This is a genomic window from Microbacterium sp. Kw_RZR3, assembly GCF_029222405.1.
In the GTDB taxonomy this organism is placed as follows: domain Bacteria; phylum Actinomycetota; class Actinomycetes; order Actinomycetales; family Microbacteriaceae; genus Microbacterium.
Window position 1 is genome coordinate 1 of sequence record NZ_JARHXC010000196.1, and the last position, 15,177, is coordinate 15,177.

General features: G+C 68.7%; 11 protein-coding genes. 7 read left to right on the forward strand and 4 right to left on the reverse strand.

Translation table 11 applies throughout. The annotated features are described in order from the left end of the window. Window positions 1–501 precede the first annotated feature (501 nt). The 4 genes from P2P98_RS10280 (at window position 502) to P2P98_RS10295 (ending at window position 7,176) form a co-directional block, all read left to right on the forward strand. The gene (locus P2P98_RS10280; RefSeq protein ID WP_275799593.1) at window positions 502–1,836 is read left to right on the forward strand and encodes a LuxR C-terminal-related transcriptional regulator; all 1,335 of its coding nucleotides are present in this window, start codon (window positions 502–504) and stop codon (window positions 1,834–1,836) included. A gap of 418 nt (window positions 1,837–2,254) precedes the next feature. Next, window positions 2,255–4,633: a SpaA isopeptide-forming pilin-related protein gene (locus tag P2P98_RS10285; protein ID WP_275799595.1), complete on the forward strand. Its 2,379-nt coding sequence runs from the start codon at window positions 2,255–2,257 to the stop codon at window positions 4,631–4,633. 79 nt (window positions 4,634–4,712) lie between these two features. Further along, entirely contained in the window at window positions 4,713–6,119 is a 1,407-nt protein-coding gene (locus P2P98_RS10290) for a SpaH/EbpB family LPXTG-anchored major pilin (RefSeq protein ID WP_275799597.1), read from the forward strand. A gap of 19 nt (window positions 6,120–6,138) precedes the next feature. Then, window positions 6,139–7,176, forward strand: coding sequence for a class C sortase (locus P2P98_RS10295; protein WP_275799599.1), 1,038 nt, complete (start codon window positions 6,139–6,141; stop codon window positions 7,174–7,176). Here P2P98_RS10295 and P2P98_RS10300 read toward each other — a convergent pair. The 4 genes from P2P98_RS10300 to P2P98_RS10315 all read right to left on the reverse strand — a co-directional run bounded on the left by P2P98_RS10300 (window position 7,121) and on the right by P2P98_RS10315 (window position 10,993). Next, window positions 7,121–8,047, reverse strand: coding sequence for a PfkB family carbohydrate kinase (locus P2P98_RS10300; protein ID WP_275799601.1), 927 nt, complete (start codon window positions 8,045–8,047; stop codon window positions 7,121–7,123). The two genes, P2P98_RS10295 and P2P98_RS10300, sit on opposite strands and share 56 nt — an antisense overlap. 254 nt (window positions 8,048–8,301) lie before the next feature. Then, window positions 8,302–8,496: a hypothetical protein gene (locus P2P98_RS10305; RefSeq protein ID WP_275799603.1), complete on the reverse strand. Its 195-nt coding sequence runs from the start codon at window positions 8,494–8,496 to the stop codon at window positions 8,302–8,304. A gap of 38 nt (window positions 8,497–8,534) precedes the next feature. Beyond that, the gene (locus P2P98_RS10310; protein ID WP_275799605.1) at window positions 8,535–9,872 is read right to left on the reverse strand and encodes a solute carrier family 23 protein; all 1,338 of its coding nucleotides are present in this window, start codon (window positions 9,870–9,872) and stop codon (window positions 8,535–8,537) included. Window positions 9,873–10,060: 188 nt separating this feature from the next. Beyond that, window positions 10,061–10,993: a phosphoribosylaminoimidazolesuccinocarboxamide synthase gene (locus P2P98_RS10315; protein ID WP_275799607.1), complete on the reverse strand. Its 933-nt coding sequence runs from the start codon at window positions 10,991–10,993 to the stop codon at window positions 10,061–10,063. Between the two features lie 111 nt (window positions 10,994–11,104). Between P2P98_RS10315 and P2P98_RS10320 the strand changes: the two genes are divergently transcribed. The 3 genes from P2P98_RS10320 (at window position 11,105) to P2P98_RS10330 (ending at window position 15,175) form a co-directional block, all read left to right on the forward strand. Next, entirely contained in the window at window positions 11,105–12,826 is a 1,722-nt protein-coding gene (locus tag P2P98_RS10320) for a BCCT family transporter (RefSeq protein ID WP_275799609.1), read from the forward strand. 169 nt (window positions 12,827–12,995) lie between these two features. Next, window positions 12,996–13,619 (forward strand): PadR family transcriptional regulator, encoded by a 624-nt coding sequence (locus P2P98_RS10325; protein ID WP_275799611.1) that lies wholly within the window; start codon window positions 12,996–12,998, stop codon window positions 13,617–13,619. Beyond that, on the forward strand, window positions 13,616–15,175 hold the full coding sequence (locus tag P2P98_RS10330) for a DHA2 family efflux MFS transporter permease subunit (protein ID WP_275799613.1): 1,560 nt from the start codon (window positions 13,616–13,618) through the stop codon (window positions 15,173–15,175). The genes P2P98_RS10325 and P2P98_RS10330 overlap by 4 nt, the downstream gene beginning before the upstream one ends. Window positions 15,176–15,177 lie beyond the last annotated feature (2 nt).

Sequence of the window (15,177 nt, forward strand, 5' to 3'; positions counted from 1 at the left end):
GAGGGAGCCGCGACACGCCGTTGAGGCGCGCGCGTGGCGAATCGACCGAAACGTCGTGAGAGCGCTCCCACATCCGGGTGAGCGAGGCCGCGCGTGTCGCGATGCTCGTGTCATCGCGAATGCCGATTTCGCTCGATATGCGGCGGAACTTCGTCGGGGGGCCCCTCTCGGCCGGCGAGTTCGACACCTCGACGGGCCCGGTTCCGTCACGCCTATTTGCCGCGGATAAGAAGCGGAGTGTGCGCGTTGGGCCCCTGTACAGTGGCACGCCGTATCGAGTGGCGCCTCGTGCACGTATGCATAACAGGCAATTCCGGTTTTCTCATGAGGGGGGCCTCGAGTGATCACGGTGGAAGCGAAGTGAGTCTTTTCGAGTCATACGATCTGGTTAGCGAGTCGGCGCGCCGAGTGAATGCGAGCACGTTGCCGAATGCGGCGGCCGTTCAAATCTACGACTTGAATTACGTGCGGTCATCGAGGTTCCAATCAGGTCCTCAGAATATGTCCGAAAATGACGTGATTATTCTCAGCGCAGCACTCATCTCGCATTCACGACTCGATGATATGGAAAGTTGCGAGTATCTCCTCCGCCGCTATTGGCGGAACTTCCATCTTCGTTCTAGCGTCCCTCTGGATCGTCAGTCGAGTTTCTTCCTCGAGGCGAATGCGGCGGAGGCTTATTGCTCCCTCGGAGACATCGCCGCAGGCGCTCTGCATTCGCGCCGGGCATTGAGTATGAGTGTGAGTTCGGCCGAATCCTTCCGGGCGAAGAGCGTGCTGGCTCTCTGTCAGGCGCTTCGCGGCGATATGGCCCTGGCATCCGTTCAAATCGCTGAATGCGACGCCCTCGCGGAGCGTAACGATTCTTCGTGGGCGAAGAACTCTTACATCTTGAGCGTGGCGCGGATCCTCGTCCTCGCGAACAGCGGGGATGCCGACGGTCTGCTGCGCACGGCGGCGACCCTCCGACAGATCGTCGGCGGGGGCGATCCTCTCGCGTACGCCGCCGACGTGGCCGTGGTGCAGGCGCAAGTGCTCTCCGGCGACCTCGATGAAGCGGTCTGCCTGGCCGGCGATCTGCTCGCCTGCGGATCGTCGCGCGGGCACTCGATCGTCCGCGCTCTGCTGACGAACCTGTACTTCGACACGCTGCTGCTGCGCGGCGAGCCGCGGCGGGCGCTGGCCGTGCTGAGTGCGTGCGCTCTGCCGCCTTCCCACGTAGTCTGCCTCGAGGCGAAACGCGCCATGGCGCTGGAGATGATGGGCGACTACCGCTCCGTGTTGCGCGTCACGCAACCCTGTGTGGGGCGCCTCGCCGAGCACAGCCTGCGCGCGGCAGCGGCGATCATGCTCGTGCGGGGGGTGGCTCAATACCGCCTCGGCGAGGTCGGCCGCGCGCGCCGCTCGTTGACCGACGGCTTCCGGGTGGCGGCTCGTGCGCAGCTGTCGCTGAACGCGTTCATCGGCCTCGCGGGCACCGAGCTGGACGAGGTCGCGCAGGTCGTCGGCGACCTGGTGCCCGGGGCCCGCGCCCTCGTCGCTCGGCTCGAAGAATATCGTGGGAGCCTGCCCGCCCCGCCTTCGCCGTCCTTCGTCCCGAGCTTGACGTCTCGCGAAGAGTCCCTGGCGTGGAGTATTTATCATGGCGCATCAAATAAAGATATCGCCGAAAAAGACAGCGTCAGTGTCAATACGGTGAAGACGCAATTGCGTACGCTCTATCGCAAACTCGGAGTCTCGAGCAGGGAGCAGGCGCTTTCCTTCCTGGAGGAGCGTGATTTCTTCATGGCAGCCATCAACGAGAACGTCATCTCCGCGGATCCCAGAAGAGACTGAAAGTTTCGCGCGGTATTCCCAAAGGGCGTGAGACGTGGTCGCTTTCCGGCGTGGTCTCTCATCGACATCCGTCGCGCCCGCGAAACCGGGCGTCGTGCGATCGGGCCTCGACCCTCTGCCGAGGGGGCGATCCTCTCCTGCCGCTGAGGTCGGCGTCCCGACGCACGGGTCCCGTGCGGTCGAGCGCGGGTATGAACGCGAGTATGAAGACGCCGTATGAAAGCGGGGGATTAGGGAGGGTATGAGAAGTTTCGCGCTTCTCTGAGAGGCGAATAGCTTCGGACGCGGCATCCGTCGGACTTCGTTGCGATAGGAGGACGGATGTCGTTGCCCGCGGCCTCTACCCGAAACGAGGCCCATCGTGGGATCGCGAATATCGCCGTCGGAATCGGCGCTATTCGACAAGGGGGAGAAAGCCATGCATAGGACCGAGAAGGTCGTCCGTCTCGCGGTGGTCGTCGCGGTGTCCCTCGGGCTGCTCTGCTCGGGCACGTCGGCGAACGCATCCGAGCTGCGCCCCGCGGTCACGACCGCCGTCACGCAGGCGCTCTCTCCGCGGGCGGTTCCGGCCTCGGTCCCCTCCGGCGTCGCGGCATCGTTGACCTGCGCGCCGCAGACGTTCTACTCGGTGTCCGCGGGCGGTCAGATGAGGCGGATCACGAGCGGGACGGTGTCCACCGTCGGCGCGGCTGCGCCGAACGTCTCGTCATTCAACGGCCTCGGTATCGGTGCGAACGGCACGACGGCCCTGGCCTATGAGCGCACCAATTCGGCGCGGACGGCCACGATGTACTACTTCACCGGGGCGAACTGGGTCAGGACCACCGACACCTACACCAACAACTCGATCACCTCGTTCGTCGCGGGGGCCATCGACCTGAAGACCGGCAACTACTACCTCGGGGGCTTCACCTCTGGGGGCCAGTTCCAGCTCACCCGATACGTTCCCTCGACCGGAGCCTTCACGCTCATCGGCTCGGTAGACGCCTCGGCGGGCGCCGACGGTTCGGCGTTCAACGGCGACATGGCGTTCGACGCGAACGGCAACCTGTACATCGTCCGCGGCCAGTCGAACACGACGGTTTTCTCCGTGACCGCGGCCGCCCTCGCGGCGGCCACCGGCGGAGCGATCCCCGCGTCGAAGTCATTCAGCTTCACCACCTCCGGCTTCTCCGGAATCAACGGGATCGCCTTCAACACCAGCGGCAGCATGTTCCTCGGCAACGCGACCACCGCGCGCGAGTACGACACCTCCACGGGCACGCTGATCTCCGTCGCCACGACGGGACTGAGCGACAGCACGGACCTCGCCAGCTGCAACTCCCCCGCCAACCTGACGCTCCGCAAGGATGTCGCCGCGCGCGTTGCGAGCTCGGACCAATTCACCCTCTCGGTCACGAGCGGCTCGGTCGTCTCCGGAACCGCCACGACGTCGGGTTCGGCGACGGGCGTGCAGGCCGCCCGTGTCGGGCCCCTCGCCGTTCTGCAGGGCGCCACTTACACGCTGTCGGAGCAGATGGCGACGGGATCCGGCAGTTCGCTCGCCAGCTATGCGAGCACTCTGGCGTGCCTCGACGAGACCGGCGCTGCGGTGGCGGTGGGGTCCGGCTCGACGGTGACCATCCCCAACCGCCCGGGCGCGAGCGTCGAGTGCACGTTCACCAACCGGCCGTTGACCGCGAGCGTCACCGTCCGCAAGGTGATCCAGGACATCCGCGGGCAGAACCCGGTTCCCGGGAGCGGGTGGACTCTCGGTGCGGTGACGACGTTCACGACCGGCGCCGGCACCGCCTCTCCGTCTGCGACCACCCAGGTCACCCCGGCATCCGGAAACGTGTCGTGGCAACTGGGATTCACCGGTGCTTCGTCCCGCGCCCAGGTGACGGTCTCGGAGCAGCAGCAGAGCGGTTGGCGGTTCGTGAGCGGTGTCTGCACGATCGCTCGAGCCGACGGCAGCACGCAGAGCGTACCCGTGGCGACTCCGTCTGGAACCCCCGTGTCGAACATCGCGCCCGGCGATGCGGTGGACTGCACGCTCACCAACAAGCCGGTCTCGGGTCTGTTGACGCTGAAGAAGCAGGTCGACAACACGTACGGCGGCAGCTCGACCCCGGCCGACTGGACGCTGACCGCAACGGGCTCGCAGACCATCACGGGCAAGACCGGTGAGAGCTCGATCACGTCCGCCATCGTGGCCCCGGGCGCGTACGCGCTGTCCGAGTCGGGCGCGCCCACCGGCTACCAGACAGGCACGTGGAGCTGCACCGGCGGCACCGTGACCGGTGCCTCGGCCTCCGTCGCCGCCGACGCCGACGTGGTGTGCACCATCACGAACGCGAGCAAGCCGGGAAGCGTCGCCTGGACCAAGACGTCGAAGGCCACCGGCGACCTGCTGTCCGGGTCGGAATGGACGGTCTCGGGCCCCTCATTCGCTGCCCCGAACAACGTGGTCGTCGACTGCGTCAGCAGCCCGTGCACCGGGTTGGACAAGGATCCCGCTCCCGGGGCGTTCCGCCTCGACGCGCTCGCCTGGGGGTCGTACACCGCCACCGAGACGCGGGCCCCCGCGGGATACATCGCGGCGGGATCACTGGCCTTCACGGTGACAGCGGCCAACGCCGGCACGACGCAGAACCTCGGCCCGCAGACGAACGAGCAGCAGCCGGGGGCACGTCTGCCGCTGACGGGCGGCGTCGGAGCGGATACGTTCCTGATCGCGGGTCTCGGAACCCTCACGGGCGCGACCGTCATCGCCATCTCCCTGATCCTGAGGCGCCGGCTGCGGTCTTCGCGCTGACCGTTCGTCCTCCCCGCACATCCCCTCTCTACTCGGCTGTCGTCGACCTCGGCGGCCACGGAAAGAAAGCGAGAATCACATGTCCACCAGATCACTACGGCTGCGAAAGCTGGCCGCCGGTATCGGAATCGCGGCCCTCGCCGCACTCGGCTCGGTGGGAGCCGCCGGGGCCGCACAAGCAGCAGACCCTGCGAGCCCGTCGAACATCACCGGGACCACCGGAACGCTGACCATCCACAAGCACGCGGGTGACCCCGGTGCCGCGGGCAACGGTACCGAGATCACGGATCCGGCCGCCGTCCAGCAGCTCGGTCAAGCGCTCTCGGGCGTGCAGTTCTCGGTGCAGCGCGTCGCCTACAACGGCACGGCGATCGACCTGACCACCGCCGCCGGCTGGGACCAGGCCGCGACGGCCACGCCCGCCAACATCACGTCGGCCCCCTTCTCGTTCTCGAGCTCGACCACGGCGACCACGGGAGCGAACGGTGAGGCGGTTGTGGCGAACCTCCCCTACGGTCTGTACTACGTCACCGAGACCAACCCCGGCCCCAACCCGATCGTCTCGCCCGTGCAGCCCTTCCTCGTGTCGGTGCCGTACCCGAACCAGGGGACCTGGCTCTACGACGTGCACGTCTACCCGAAGAACAAGCTGAACAACACCACCCCGACCAAGTCGGTCTCGGCCCCGGATGCCCCGGTGCTCGGTTCGACGGTCGTGTGGACGGTGGATGCTCCCCTCCCGGCGCTCGCCGCGGGTGACACCTACCGCAGCTTCTCGATCACCGACAACCTCGACGCCCGCCTGTCCTACACGGGTGCCACCGTCTCCGTGGATGGAACGACGCTCGTGGAGAACACCGACTACACGGTGTCCGGCAACGTCAAGATCACCTTCACCTCGACGGGTCTGTCCAAGCTCGCGGGCAAGACGGCCGTTCAGGCGAAGATCTCGACGAAGGTCACCAGCCTCGGGGCCAACGGCCAGATCACCAACACCGCCGTGGTCAACACCAACGGATCCGACCGCGAGACCAACACGCCGCAGACCAACTGGGGCCCCCTCGTGATCCAGAAGACGGATGCCGCGACCTCCAACGCGCTCTCGGGTGCGATCTTCGAGGTGTACGACGCCAAGAACGGCACGCTCGTCACCGGTCCGTTCACCACCGACGCGACCGGCAAGATCTCGATCGCCGGCCTGTGGGTGGGCAACGACTCGGTGACGTCGCGCACCTACTGGGTGAAGGAGACGCAGGCACCCGCCGGATACGTCCTCCCCGCCGACCCGTGGACCCAGGTCACCGTGAACGCCACCGGAGCAGACACGCCGACGACGGTCACCATCGACAACACCCAGCAGCAGGGGCCGAACCTCCCGCTGACCGGTGGCGCGGGAAGCGCCCTGTTCACCATCGTCGGCGGCGGTCTCGTCGTCGCGGGTGTGGGAACGATCATCGCTCGCCGCGCGCGGGCGAAGCGGTCCTGACCGCATGAAGCCGGGAGGAGTGGGCTCCCCCAACGCCACCTCTCCCGTAGCTGGGGCCGACGTCGCGCTGCACCCGCGCCGACGTCGGTCCTGGCGTCCCCCCGGCGAGGACCCCGGCCCCCCGGCATCCCGCCGCCAGGCCCGTCGTCGCCGATGGCACCTGCCGTGGGGAACGGTGGTGTTCGCCCTCGTCGCCTTCCTGGGCGTTCTGCTGCTCATGTACCCGACGGTGGCGAGCTGGTGGACGCAGTACAACCAGTCGCGACTCATCGTGAGCGTCGAGACCGACCTCGGCGCGACGACTCGGTCGACGCGCAGCGAGGCCCTGTCCGAAGCGCACTCCTACAACTCCGCCCTCGTGGGCGGGGCGTTGCTCGAGGCGGGGTCGCGCGTGCCGACGGGCTCTGGCGCGAACGCACCGGGGTTCGTCTACGACGATCTGCTTCACGCCAGCGCCGACGGGGTGATGGCTCGGCTGCGCATCCCGTCGATCGATGTGGACCTGCCGATCTATCACGGCACCAGCGACGCGACCTTGAGCAAGGGGGTGGGGCACCTCGAGGGCACGTCACTGCCGGTCGGCGGCACCGACCAGCACTCGGTGCTCACCGCGCACCGGGGGCTCGCCGGAGCCACGCTCTTCGATGATCTCGACAAGGTCGTCGTCGGCGACACGTTCACCATCGAGGTCTTCGGAGAGGTGCTCACCTATCGCGTGCGCGACACGCGGGTCGTGCTGCCGGAGGAGACCGAGAGCCTCTTCCCGCAGGCCGGGGAAGACCTGGTGACGCTCGTCACCTGCACGCCTCTGGGCATCAACACACATCGCATCCTGGTGACGGGGGAGCGGGTGACCCCGACGCCGCAGGCCGACATCGACGCCGCAGGCAAGGCCCCGGACATCCCCGGTTTCCCCTGGTGGGCCGTCATCATCCCGGCATCCTTCGGTGCGCTCTGCGTGCTGGTCTATGCCGCCGGCCGCCCGCCGAAGACACGCCCGATCAGCCGGCCAGGTCGTCGCGCGTCGGGGGGTCCATTCCCTCGCGGCCGACGGTGATGGCGGCGGCGCGTGCCGCACGGCTCAACAGCGCGACGAGGGCGTCGTGGTCCACGGCGCGAACGCTCGCGCGCAGTTCGTCGACGTCTCCGGGGATGTCCAGGATGCCGTCGAGCAGCGTCCCCATGAACGTGTCGCCCGCTCCGACGGTGTCGACGACGCTGACGGAAACGGCGGCGATCTCGACGGTGGTGTGGGCGGTGACCGCGAGGGATCCCGCCTCTCCGTCGGTGATCACGGCGAGCCCGGCGCCCAGCTCGACCCATCGCCGCGCGACATCGACGGCGGCAACGCCCGGATAGAGCCACTCTGCGTCTTCGGCGCTCGCCTTGACGACGTCGGCCAGGGCGACGAGCGCCTCGACGCGGGCGGCGGCGTCGTCGTGGCCGCCCGTGAGGGCGGGACGAATGTTGGGGTCGTAGCTCACCAGTGCCGTGGCGCGGGCGCGCTCGGCGGCGGCGCGGACCTCGTCGGCACCCGGTGCGAGTGTCGCGGCGACGGATCCGGTGTGGAAGATCCGCGCGGCGGGGATCTCGACGGGGGAGGGCAGTACCCAGTCGATGTCGAAGTCGTAGGTCGCGTTGCCGTTCTCGCCGATGGTGGCGCGGGCGGTGGCGGTGCGCTCCGGCGATCCGGCCGTGACCAGGTCGACTCCGGATGCCGAGAGCCACGCGGTCAACGCGGCCCCGCGCTCGTCGTCGGCGACGCGTGCCACGAGCGTGGCGTCGCGGCCGAGTCGGCCGAGAGCGACGGACACGTTGGCGGGGCTGCCTCCGGGCCGCTCGGACGCTCCCGCCGCGGTGGTCACGATGTCGACGAGGGCCTCGCCGAGCACGGCGACGTCATGGGTGTGGGCTTCGGTGGTCGACATCCTGGTCCTTCCGGTGGGCGATTGCCTCGCCGTCATCATGGTGCATAGAGCGGGCCGGCGCGAACGCGGCCGGGTCGGCGCTGTGCCGTCAGGCGGAGTTCAGGCGCGACGCGCCGGTGGGCGGTGGGTGGAGGCGGCGTGTCGCGGTCGGACTCCGCGTGACGGATCGGATGCCGCGGCCCGGACTCCGCGGGACGGCCCGGGTGCCGCGGGCCGGACTCCGCGGGACGGTCCGGATGCCGCGGCCCGGCACTTCAGCGCGGGCGACGCCGCGCGGCGAAGAACGTCACGATGCCCTGGCCGATCAGGTACCCGAAGGACGCCGTGAGGAAGTGGGCCACGGTGGGGGCGCCGTTGGCATCCCACCACAGCATGGCGGCAAGGCCCACGGTGCCGATGGCGACGAGGATCATGCCGGTGCGGGCGGTCGGACGAGTGGTGGCGGTCATGGATGCTCCGGGGGGATGGGGCGGACAGGCGGCGGGGTTCAGGCTGGGTCGCCGCCGAGCGGGCCGACGGCGGGGATCGGGCCACCGTCGTCGGCGCCGGTCTTGCGGGCCCGGGCGATCGCGTTGCCGAGGTGGTAGATCACGAGCGCGGCGACCGAGCCGAGCACGATGGCACCGAGCTGGAACTGGCCGATGTCCATCGTGAAGCCCGCGATCGCGAGCACGAGGGCCACGGCGCCGGTGTACTGGTTGACCGGACGCGAGAAGTCGACGCGGTTGTCGACCCAGATCTTGATGCCGATGATGCCGATCAGGCCGTAGAGGGCGGTGGTCACGCCGCCGAGGACGCCGGGCGGGATGGTGTTGAACACGGCGCCGACCTTCGGTGAGAGGCTCAGCAGGATCGCGGTGAGGCCCGCGATCCAGTACACCGCGGTCGAGTAGACGCGAGTGGCGGCCATGACGCCGATGTTCTCGCCGTAGGTCGTGGTGCCGGAGCCTCCGAACGAGCCCGCGAGGGTCGTGGCGACGCCGTCGGCGATGAGTGCGCGTCCGGTGGAGCGGTTGGCCGTGGCATCCGTCATCGCCGCGACTCCGCGGACGTGTCCGACGTTCTCGGCGACGAGCACCAGGACGACGGGCAGGAACATCGCGATCACCGACCACGTGCCGGGCGAGGCGAAGTCGGGGAAGTGGAACTCCGGCAGTCCGACCCACGGCGCCGCTTCGACGGCGGCGAAATCGATGAGGACCTCGCCGGTCGTCACCTGGATCAGCACCGTGGCGACGTAGCCGACGATCACGCCGAGGAAGATCGACACGCGGCCGAGGAAGCCGCGGAAGAGCACGCTGAACAGGATGACGGCGACCAGCGTGATCGTGCCGGTGAGCGGCTGCTTCTGGAAGCTCCCCCAGGCGACAGGCGCGAGGTTGAACCCGATGAGGGCCACGATCGCGCCCGCCACGACCGGGGGCATGACCTTGTCGACCCACCCGAGGCCGGCGAACTGCACGACGAACCCGATCGCGGCGAGAAGCACGCCGACGGCGACGATCCCGGCGAGGGCGGAGCCGGTGCCGGCCGCCGTGGTCGCGGCGGTGATGGGTGCGATGAAGGCGAACGACGAGCCCAGGTAGCTGGGGAGCCGATTCTTCGTGACGAGGAGGAACAGCAGCGTCCCGACGCCCGAGAATAGCAGTGTGGTCGAGACCGGGAAGCCGGTGAGCACCGGCACGAGGAACGTCGCCCCGAACATCGCGATGACGTGCTGAAGTCCGATCGCGACGGTGGCGCCCCAGTTCAGGCGTTCGCCCGGGGCGACGACCGCGCCGGGCTCGACGGTGCGCCCGTTGCCGTGCAGCTTCCAGCGGAACATGTGTCTCCTACGGGGGATGTGGGCGGTGCGTCCCTTCGACAAGCTCAGGGACCGGTGGTGGGGGCCAGTGCCGGGGTTCGGCGAGCGGAGCGGTGGCTGAGCGAGACCGAGCGGTGGCTGAGCGAGACCGAGCGGTGGCTGAGCGAGACCGAGCGGTGGCTGAGCCTGTCGAAGCCTCCGCGGGCGGGTCAGGATGCCGTCAGCAGACGCAGCAGCTCGGCGTACCGCTCGCGCGTGCGCTCGACGATCGCGTCGGGCAGCGCGGGCGGCTCGCCCTGCTTGTCCCAGTTCGCCGCGAGCCAGTCGCGGACGATCTGCTTGTCGAAGCTCGCCATCCGCTCGGCGGGGGTGGTGCCGGTGCGCCAGGACTCGGCATCCCAGTATCGAGACGAGTCCGACGTCAGCACCTCGTCGGCCAGGGTCAGCACGCCCTGGGCGTCGAAGCCGAACTCGAACTTCGTGTCCGCGAGGATCAGCCCGCGCGCCTCGGCGGTGGCCGACGCGCGGCGGTAGATCTCGAGCGACAGGTCGCGCAGGGCGGCGGCCGTGTCGGCGCCGACGATCTCGACCGACCGCTCGAACGTGATGTTCTCGTCGTGCTCGCCCATCGGCGCCTTGAACGCCGGGGTGTACAGCGGTTCCGGTAGGCGGTCGCCGTCGTTCAGCCCCTCGGGAAGAGGGATGCCGCAGACCGTGCGCGTTGCCTGGTACTCCGCCCAGCCCGAGCCGGTGAGGTATCCGCGAACGACGCACTCGATGGGCTGCATGTCGAGCGAGCGGACCAGCATGGCGCGGCCGCGCACGGCATCCGGAATCAGCTCCACCGCGTCGTCGCCCGTGAGAACGTGGTCGGCAGCGAGGTGATTCGGGATGCCACGCCCCCCATCGCCGCCGGCGAGCTGGTCGAACCACCACAGGCTCAGCGTCGTCAGCAGGACGCCCTTGTCGGGGATGCCGGGGGAGAGCACGTGGTCGAAGGCGCTCACGCGGTCGCTCGCGACGACGAGGAGGTGAGCGGGTGCGGCGTCGTCGGCGGTGTCGGCGGGAACGTAGAGGTCGCGCACCTTACCGGAGTAGACGTGGCGCCAGCCGGCGAGATCGGCGGGGGGAGCGGAGGTCACCCGCTCATTATTGCGGGTGTCGACGCCCCGCACCGGCGCGGATTGTGCCACACCGCGCTTCGCGGCGCCTGCCCCCCGGTCCGCGGGATGCCGCTGACTACCGTTAATGGAATGACCGAGGCAGCCCCCGATACCGCGGTGAACATCGATCCCCATCTCGGTAGTCGCCACAGGACCATTCGCGGATGGGTGTTCTGGCCCGCCGCGGCCATCGCCTTGGCGTTCATCGCGTTCGCGCTGTTCTTCCCCGCCGCTGCCGAGGCCACGTTCGACACGGTGCAGACGACGATCGTCTCGACCTTCAACTGGTATTACGTGCTGATCGCGGCGTTCTTCGTCGTCTTCGCCCTCGCGATGGGATTCAGCCGCTTCGGCAACATCAAGCTCGGTCAGGACGACGACGAGCCCGAGTTCTCGACGATGTCGTGGTTCTCGCTGCTGTTCGCCGCGGGCATGGGCATCGGCCTGGTGTTCTACGGCGTGAGCGAGCCGCTCAGCCACTTCGTCTCGCCCCGCCCCGGCGTCACGGGCACCCCCGCCGAGCTCGCGCAGCAGGCCATGTCCCAGACTTTCCTGCACTGGGGCGTGCACGCGTGGTCGATCTACGTCGTGCTGGGACTCGCGCTCGCCTACGCCTTCCACCGTCGCAAGCGTCCGCGCACCATCCGGTGGGCGCTGGAGCCGATCCTCGGTGCACGCCTCGTGCAGGGCGGCTGGGGCAACGCGGTCGATGTCGCCGCCCTCGTCGGAACGCTCTTCGGCGTCGCGACGTCCCTCGGTCTCGGCGTCCTCCAGATCAGCGCCGGTCTCGACTTCCTGGGGGTCGTGTCGCCCAACATCGTCAGTCAGGCGATCATCATCGGCGTCATCACCGGCTTGGTGCTCTTCTCCCTGTTGTCGGGCGTCGGCAAGGGCATGAAGTGGCTCTCGAACATCAACCTCGTACTCGCCGGGGTCCTGATGCTCTTCCTGCTCTTCGTCGGGCCGACCGAGTTCCTGTTGCGCGACGTCGTGCAGTCGATCGGCAACTACATCCAGAGCTTCGTCGGCCTGTCCTTCACGGTCAGCGCCTACGCCGGCGACGAGGGCGTGGCCTGGCAGGGGGCCTGGACGGCCTTCTACTGGGGCTGGTGGATCTCGTGGGCCCCCTTCGTCGGAATCTTCATCGCGCGCATCTCGCGCGGTCGCACCGTGCGCGAGTTCGTCGTCGGGGTGATCCTGGTGCCCACGCTCGTCGGCATCCTGTGGTTCACCGTGCTCGGCGGGACCGCGATCTACGGCGAGCTGACCGGCACGGCCTCGTACGTCGGTGCGGACGGGTCGGTCGACGTCTCGACGGCCCTGTTCCAGATGCTCGAGGGGGTCCCGGGCTCCGTCGTGCTGATCGTCGGCTTCCTCATCCTCATCGCGGTGTTCTTCGTGACCTCCGCCGACTCCGGGGCGCTCGTGATGAGCATGATCGCGACCGGCGGCGAAGAGGAACCCAAGAACTGGGTCCGCGTGTTCTTCGCCCTCGCCACCGCCGTCATCGCGTTCGCCCTGCTCATCGCGGGCGGGCTCCAGGCGCTACAGACCGCGGCGATCAGCATCGCGCTTCCCTTCAGCATCGTGCTGCTCGCGATCTGCTGGGCGACGGTGACGGCCTTCCGGCGTGAGATGCGGGCGTACGACAAGGCCGAACGCGCGCAACTGCGCGACGCGATCGGCGAGCACTACGGCCTCGAGGTCGAGGAGCCCAATCAGCGCGGCATCTTCGGCATCCCGGTGCGGTGGGCGCAGCATCGCCCGCGGAAGGCCCCTCCCGTCGAGGCCGAGTCCTCCGCCGACGCGTAGGCGTCCCTCCCGGCCGTCGTTTCCCGTTGAGTGTCCAAGACACGCCGCAACCTGCCCGGACATTGCGGCGTGTTTTGGACACTCAACGCTCTTCGCGCGGGCTCGCGCGACCGCGCGAAAGGGCGTATAGTCCACGTGGACTAGTCAGCACGGACCATGAGGAGGACGGATGCCGGACGCCAGCCGCCTCACCCCGATCGCCGTCATGATCCTCGCGACCCTGCGCGAGGCCGACATGCACACCTACGAGCTCGTGCGCCTGCTGAAAGAGCGCCGCGACGACCGGCTCGTCCCCCTGCAGAAGGGCACGATCTACCACACGGTCGCCCGCCTCGAACGGGACGGTCTGCTCGCCGAGGTCGGCGTCGACCGCGACGGGAACCGTCCCGAGCGCACCACCTACACGCTTCTGGATGCCGGTCGCCAGGCGGTCGAAGATTGGGTCCGAGCCGAGCTGCCCCAGATCGATCGTCCGAGCGATTTCCGCGTCGCCCTCTCCGAAGCGCACAACCTCGAGCGCGACGAGGTCGTCGCTCTGCTCGACCAGCGCCGCACAATGCTCGACGCCTCCATCGCAGAGCATCGCGCCGGTCTCGAGTCCGCCGCCGATCGCGACACTCCCGAGCAATTCCTGGTCGAGCTGCAGCGCCAGGCTGCGCTTCTCGACGCCGAACTCGCGTGGCAGGACTCCCTGCGCGCGCGTCTCGTCGATCGCACCCTGCCGTGGGGCGTCGCCGAGATCCCCGAACACATCAAGAACAAGCACCGCGTCTCGAGGGAGACATTCGCATGACCGACGCCCGCGCCGCCTCGACGGCATCCACCCGAACCGGGTCGCACAAGACCCACGAACGCAGCCCCTGGCCCGCCCTCTGGGCGCTCGTCATCGGCTTCTTCATGATCCTCGTCGACACCACGATCGTCTCGGTCGCGAACCCCGCGATCAAGGCGGCTCTCGACCCGGACACCAACAACCTCGACAACGTCGTGTGGGTCACCAGCGCCTACCTGCTGACCTACGCCGTGCCGCTGCTCATCACCGGGCGCCTCGGCGACCGCTTCGGTCCGAAGAACATCTACCTGACGGGCCTCGCGATCTTCACGCTCGCCTCGCTGGCGTGCGGTCTCGCTCCCTCGCTCGAGGTGCTGATCGTCGCCCGCGCGGTTCAGGGCCTGGGCGCCGCGCTCATGACGCCGCAGACGATGGCCGTGATCACGCGCACCTTCCCGCCGCAGAACCGTGGTGCCGCCATGGGGCTCTGGGGTGCCACCGCAGGTGTCGCGACCCTCGTCGGCCCGCTCGCGGGCGGTCTGCTCGTCGACGGTCTCGGGTGGGAGTGGATCTTCTTCATCAACATCCCCGTCGGCATCATCGGTTTCGTCGCCGCGATGATCCTCGTCCCGCAGCTTCCGCGGACGGCGCACAAGTTCGACATCCTCGGCGTCGTGCTCAGCGCGATCGGTCTGTTCCTCATCGTCTTCGGTCTGCAGGAGGGGGAGCACTACTCGTGGGCGGCGTGGATCTGGGGGATGGTCGCCGCGGGTGTCGTCGTCATGGCGCTGTTCGTCTGGACGCAGGCGCGCAGCAAGGGGGAGCCCCTCGTGCCGCTCGACCTCTTCCGCGACCGCAACTTCTCGGTCGCGAACCTCGCCATCGCCGCGGTGGGCTTCACGGTCACGAGCATGGCGCTGCCGCAGATGTTCTACCTGCAGCTCGCGCGCGGCCTCACCCCGACCGAGTCGGCCCTGCTGCTCGTGCCGCTCGCGATCCTCTCGGGCGTGCTCGCCCCGTTCGCCGGCAAGCTCCTCGACCGCACCGACCCCCGTTTCCTGCTCGTGCCGGGGCTCCTGCTCGTCGGCGGATCGCTCGGCATCTACGTCGCCCTCATCCTCAATGACGCGCCGATCTGGGCTTTCCTCATCCCGTCCGCGCTGATGGGGGTCGGAAACGCCGGCATGTGGGGTCCGCTCGCGACCACCGCGACGCGCAACCTCCCGCCGCGCCAGGCGGGCGCCGGTGCGGGCATCTACAACACGACCCGGACCGTCGGATCAGTCATCGGATCGGCATCCATCGCTGCATTCATGCAGGCGCGCCTCGAAGCGAACCTGCCGGGGGCAGCGGATGCCTCGGCCTCGTTCGGCGGGGGAGCGTTGCCGCCCCAGGTGGTCGGCGGCTTCTCGCAGGCGATGGGGCAGTCGCTCATCCTGCCGATCGTCGTGATCGGGGTGGGCCTCGTCGCCGTGCTGTTCATGCGTCGGCCGACGATGATCCGCCCGCACGGCGCTCCGCGCGATGCCGCTACGGCCGCGCAGGCGCAGGCTGCTCCGGCCGCCGCCGGCGAATAGCA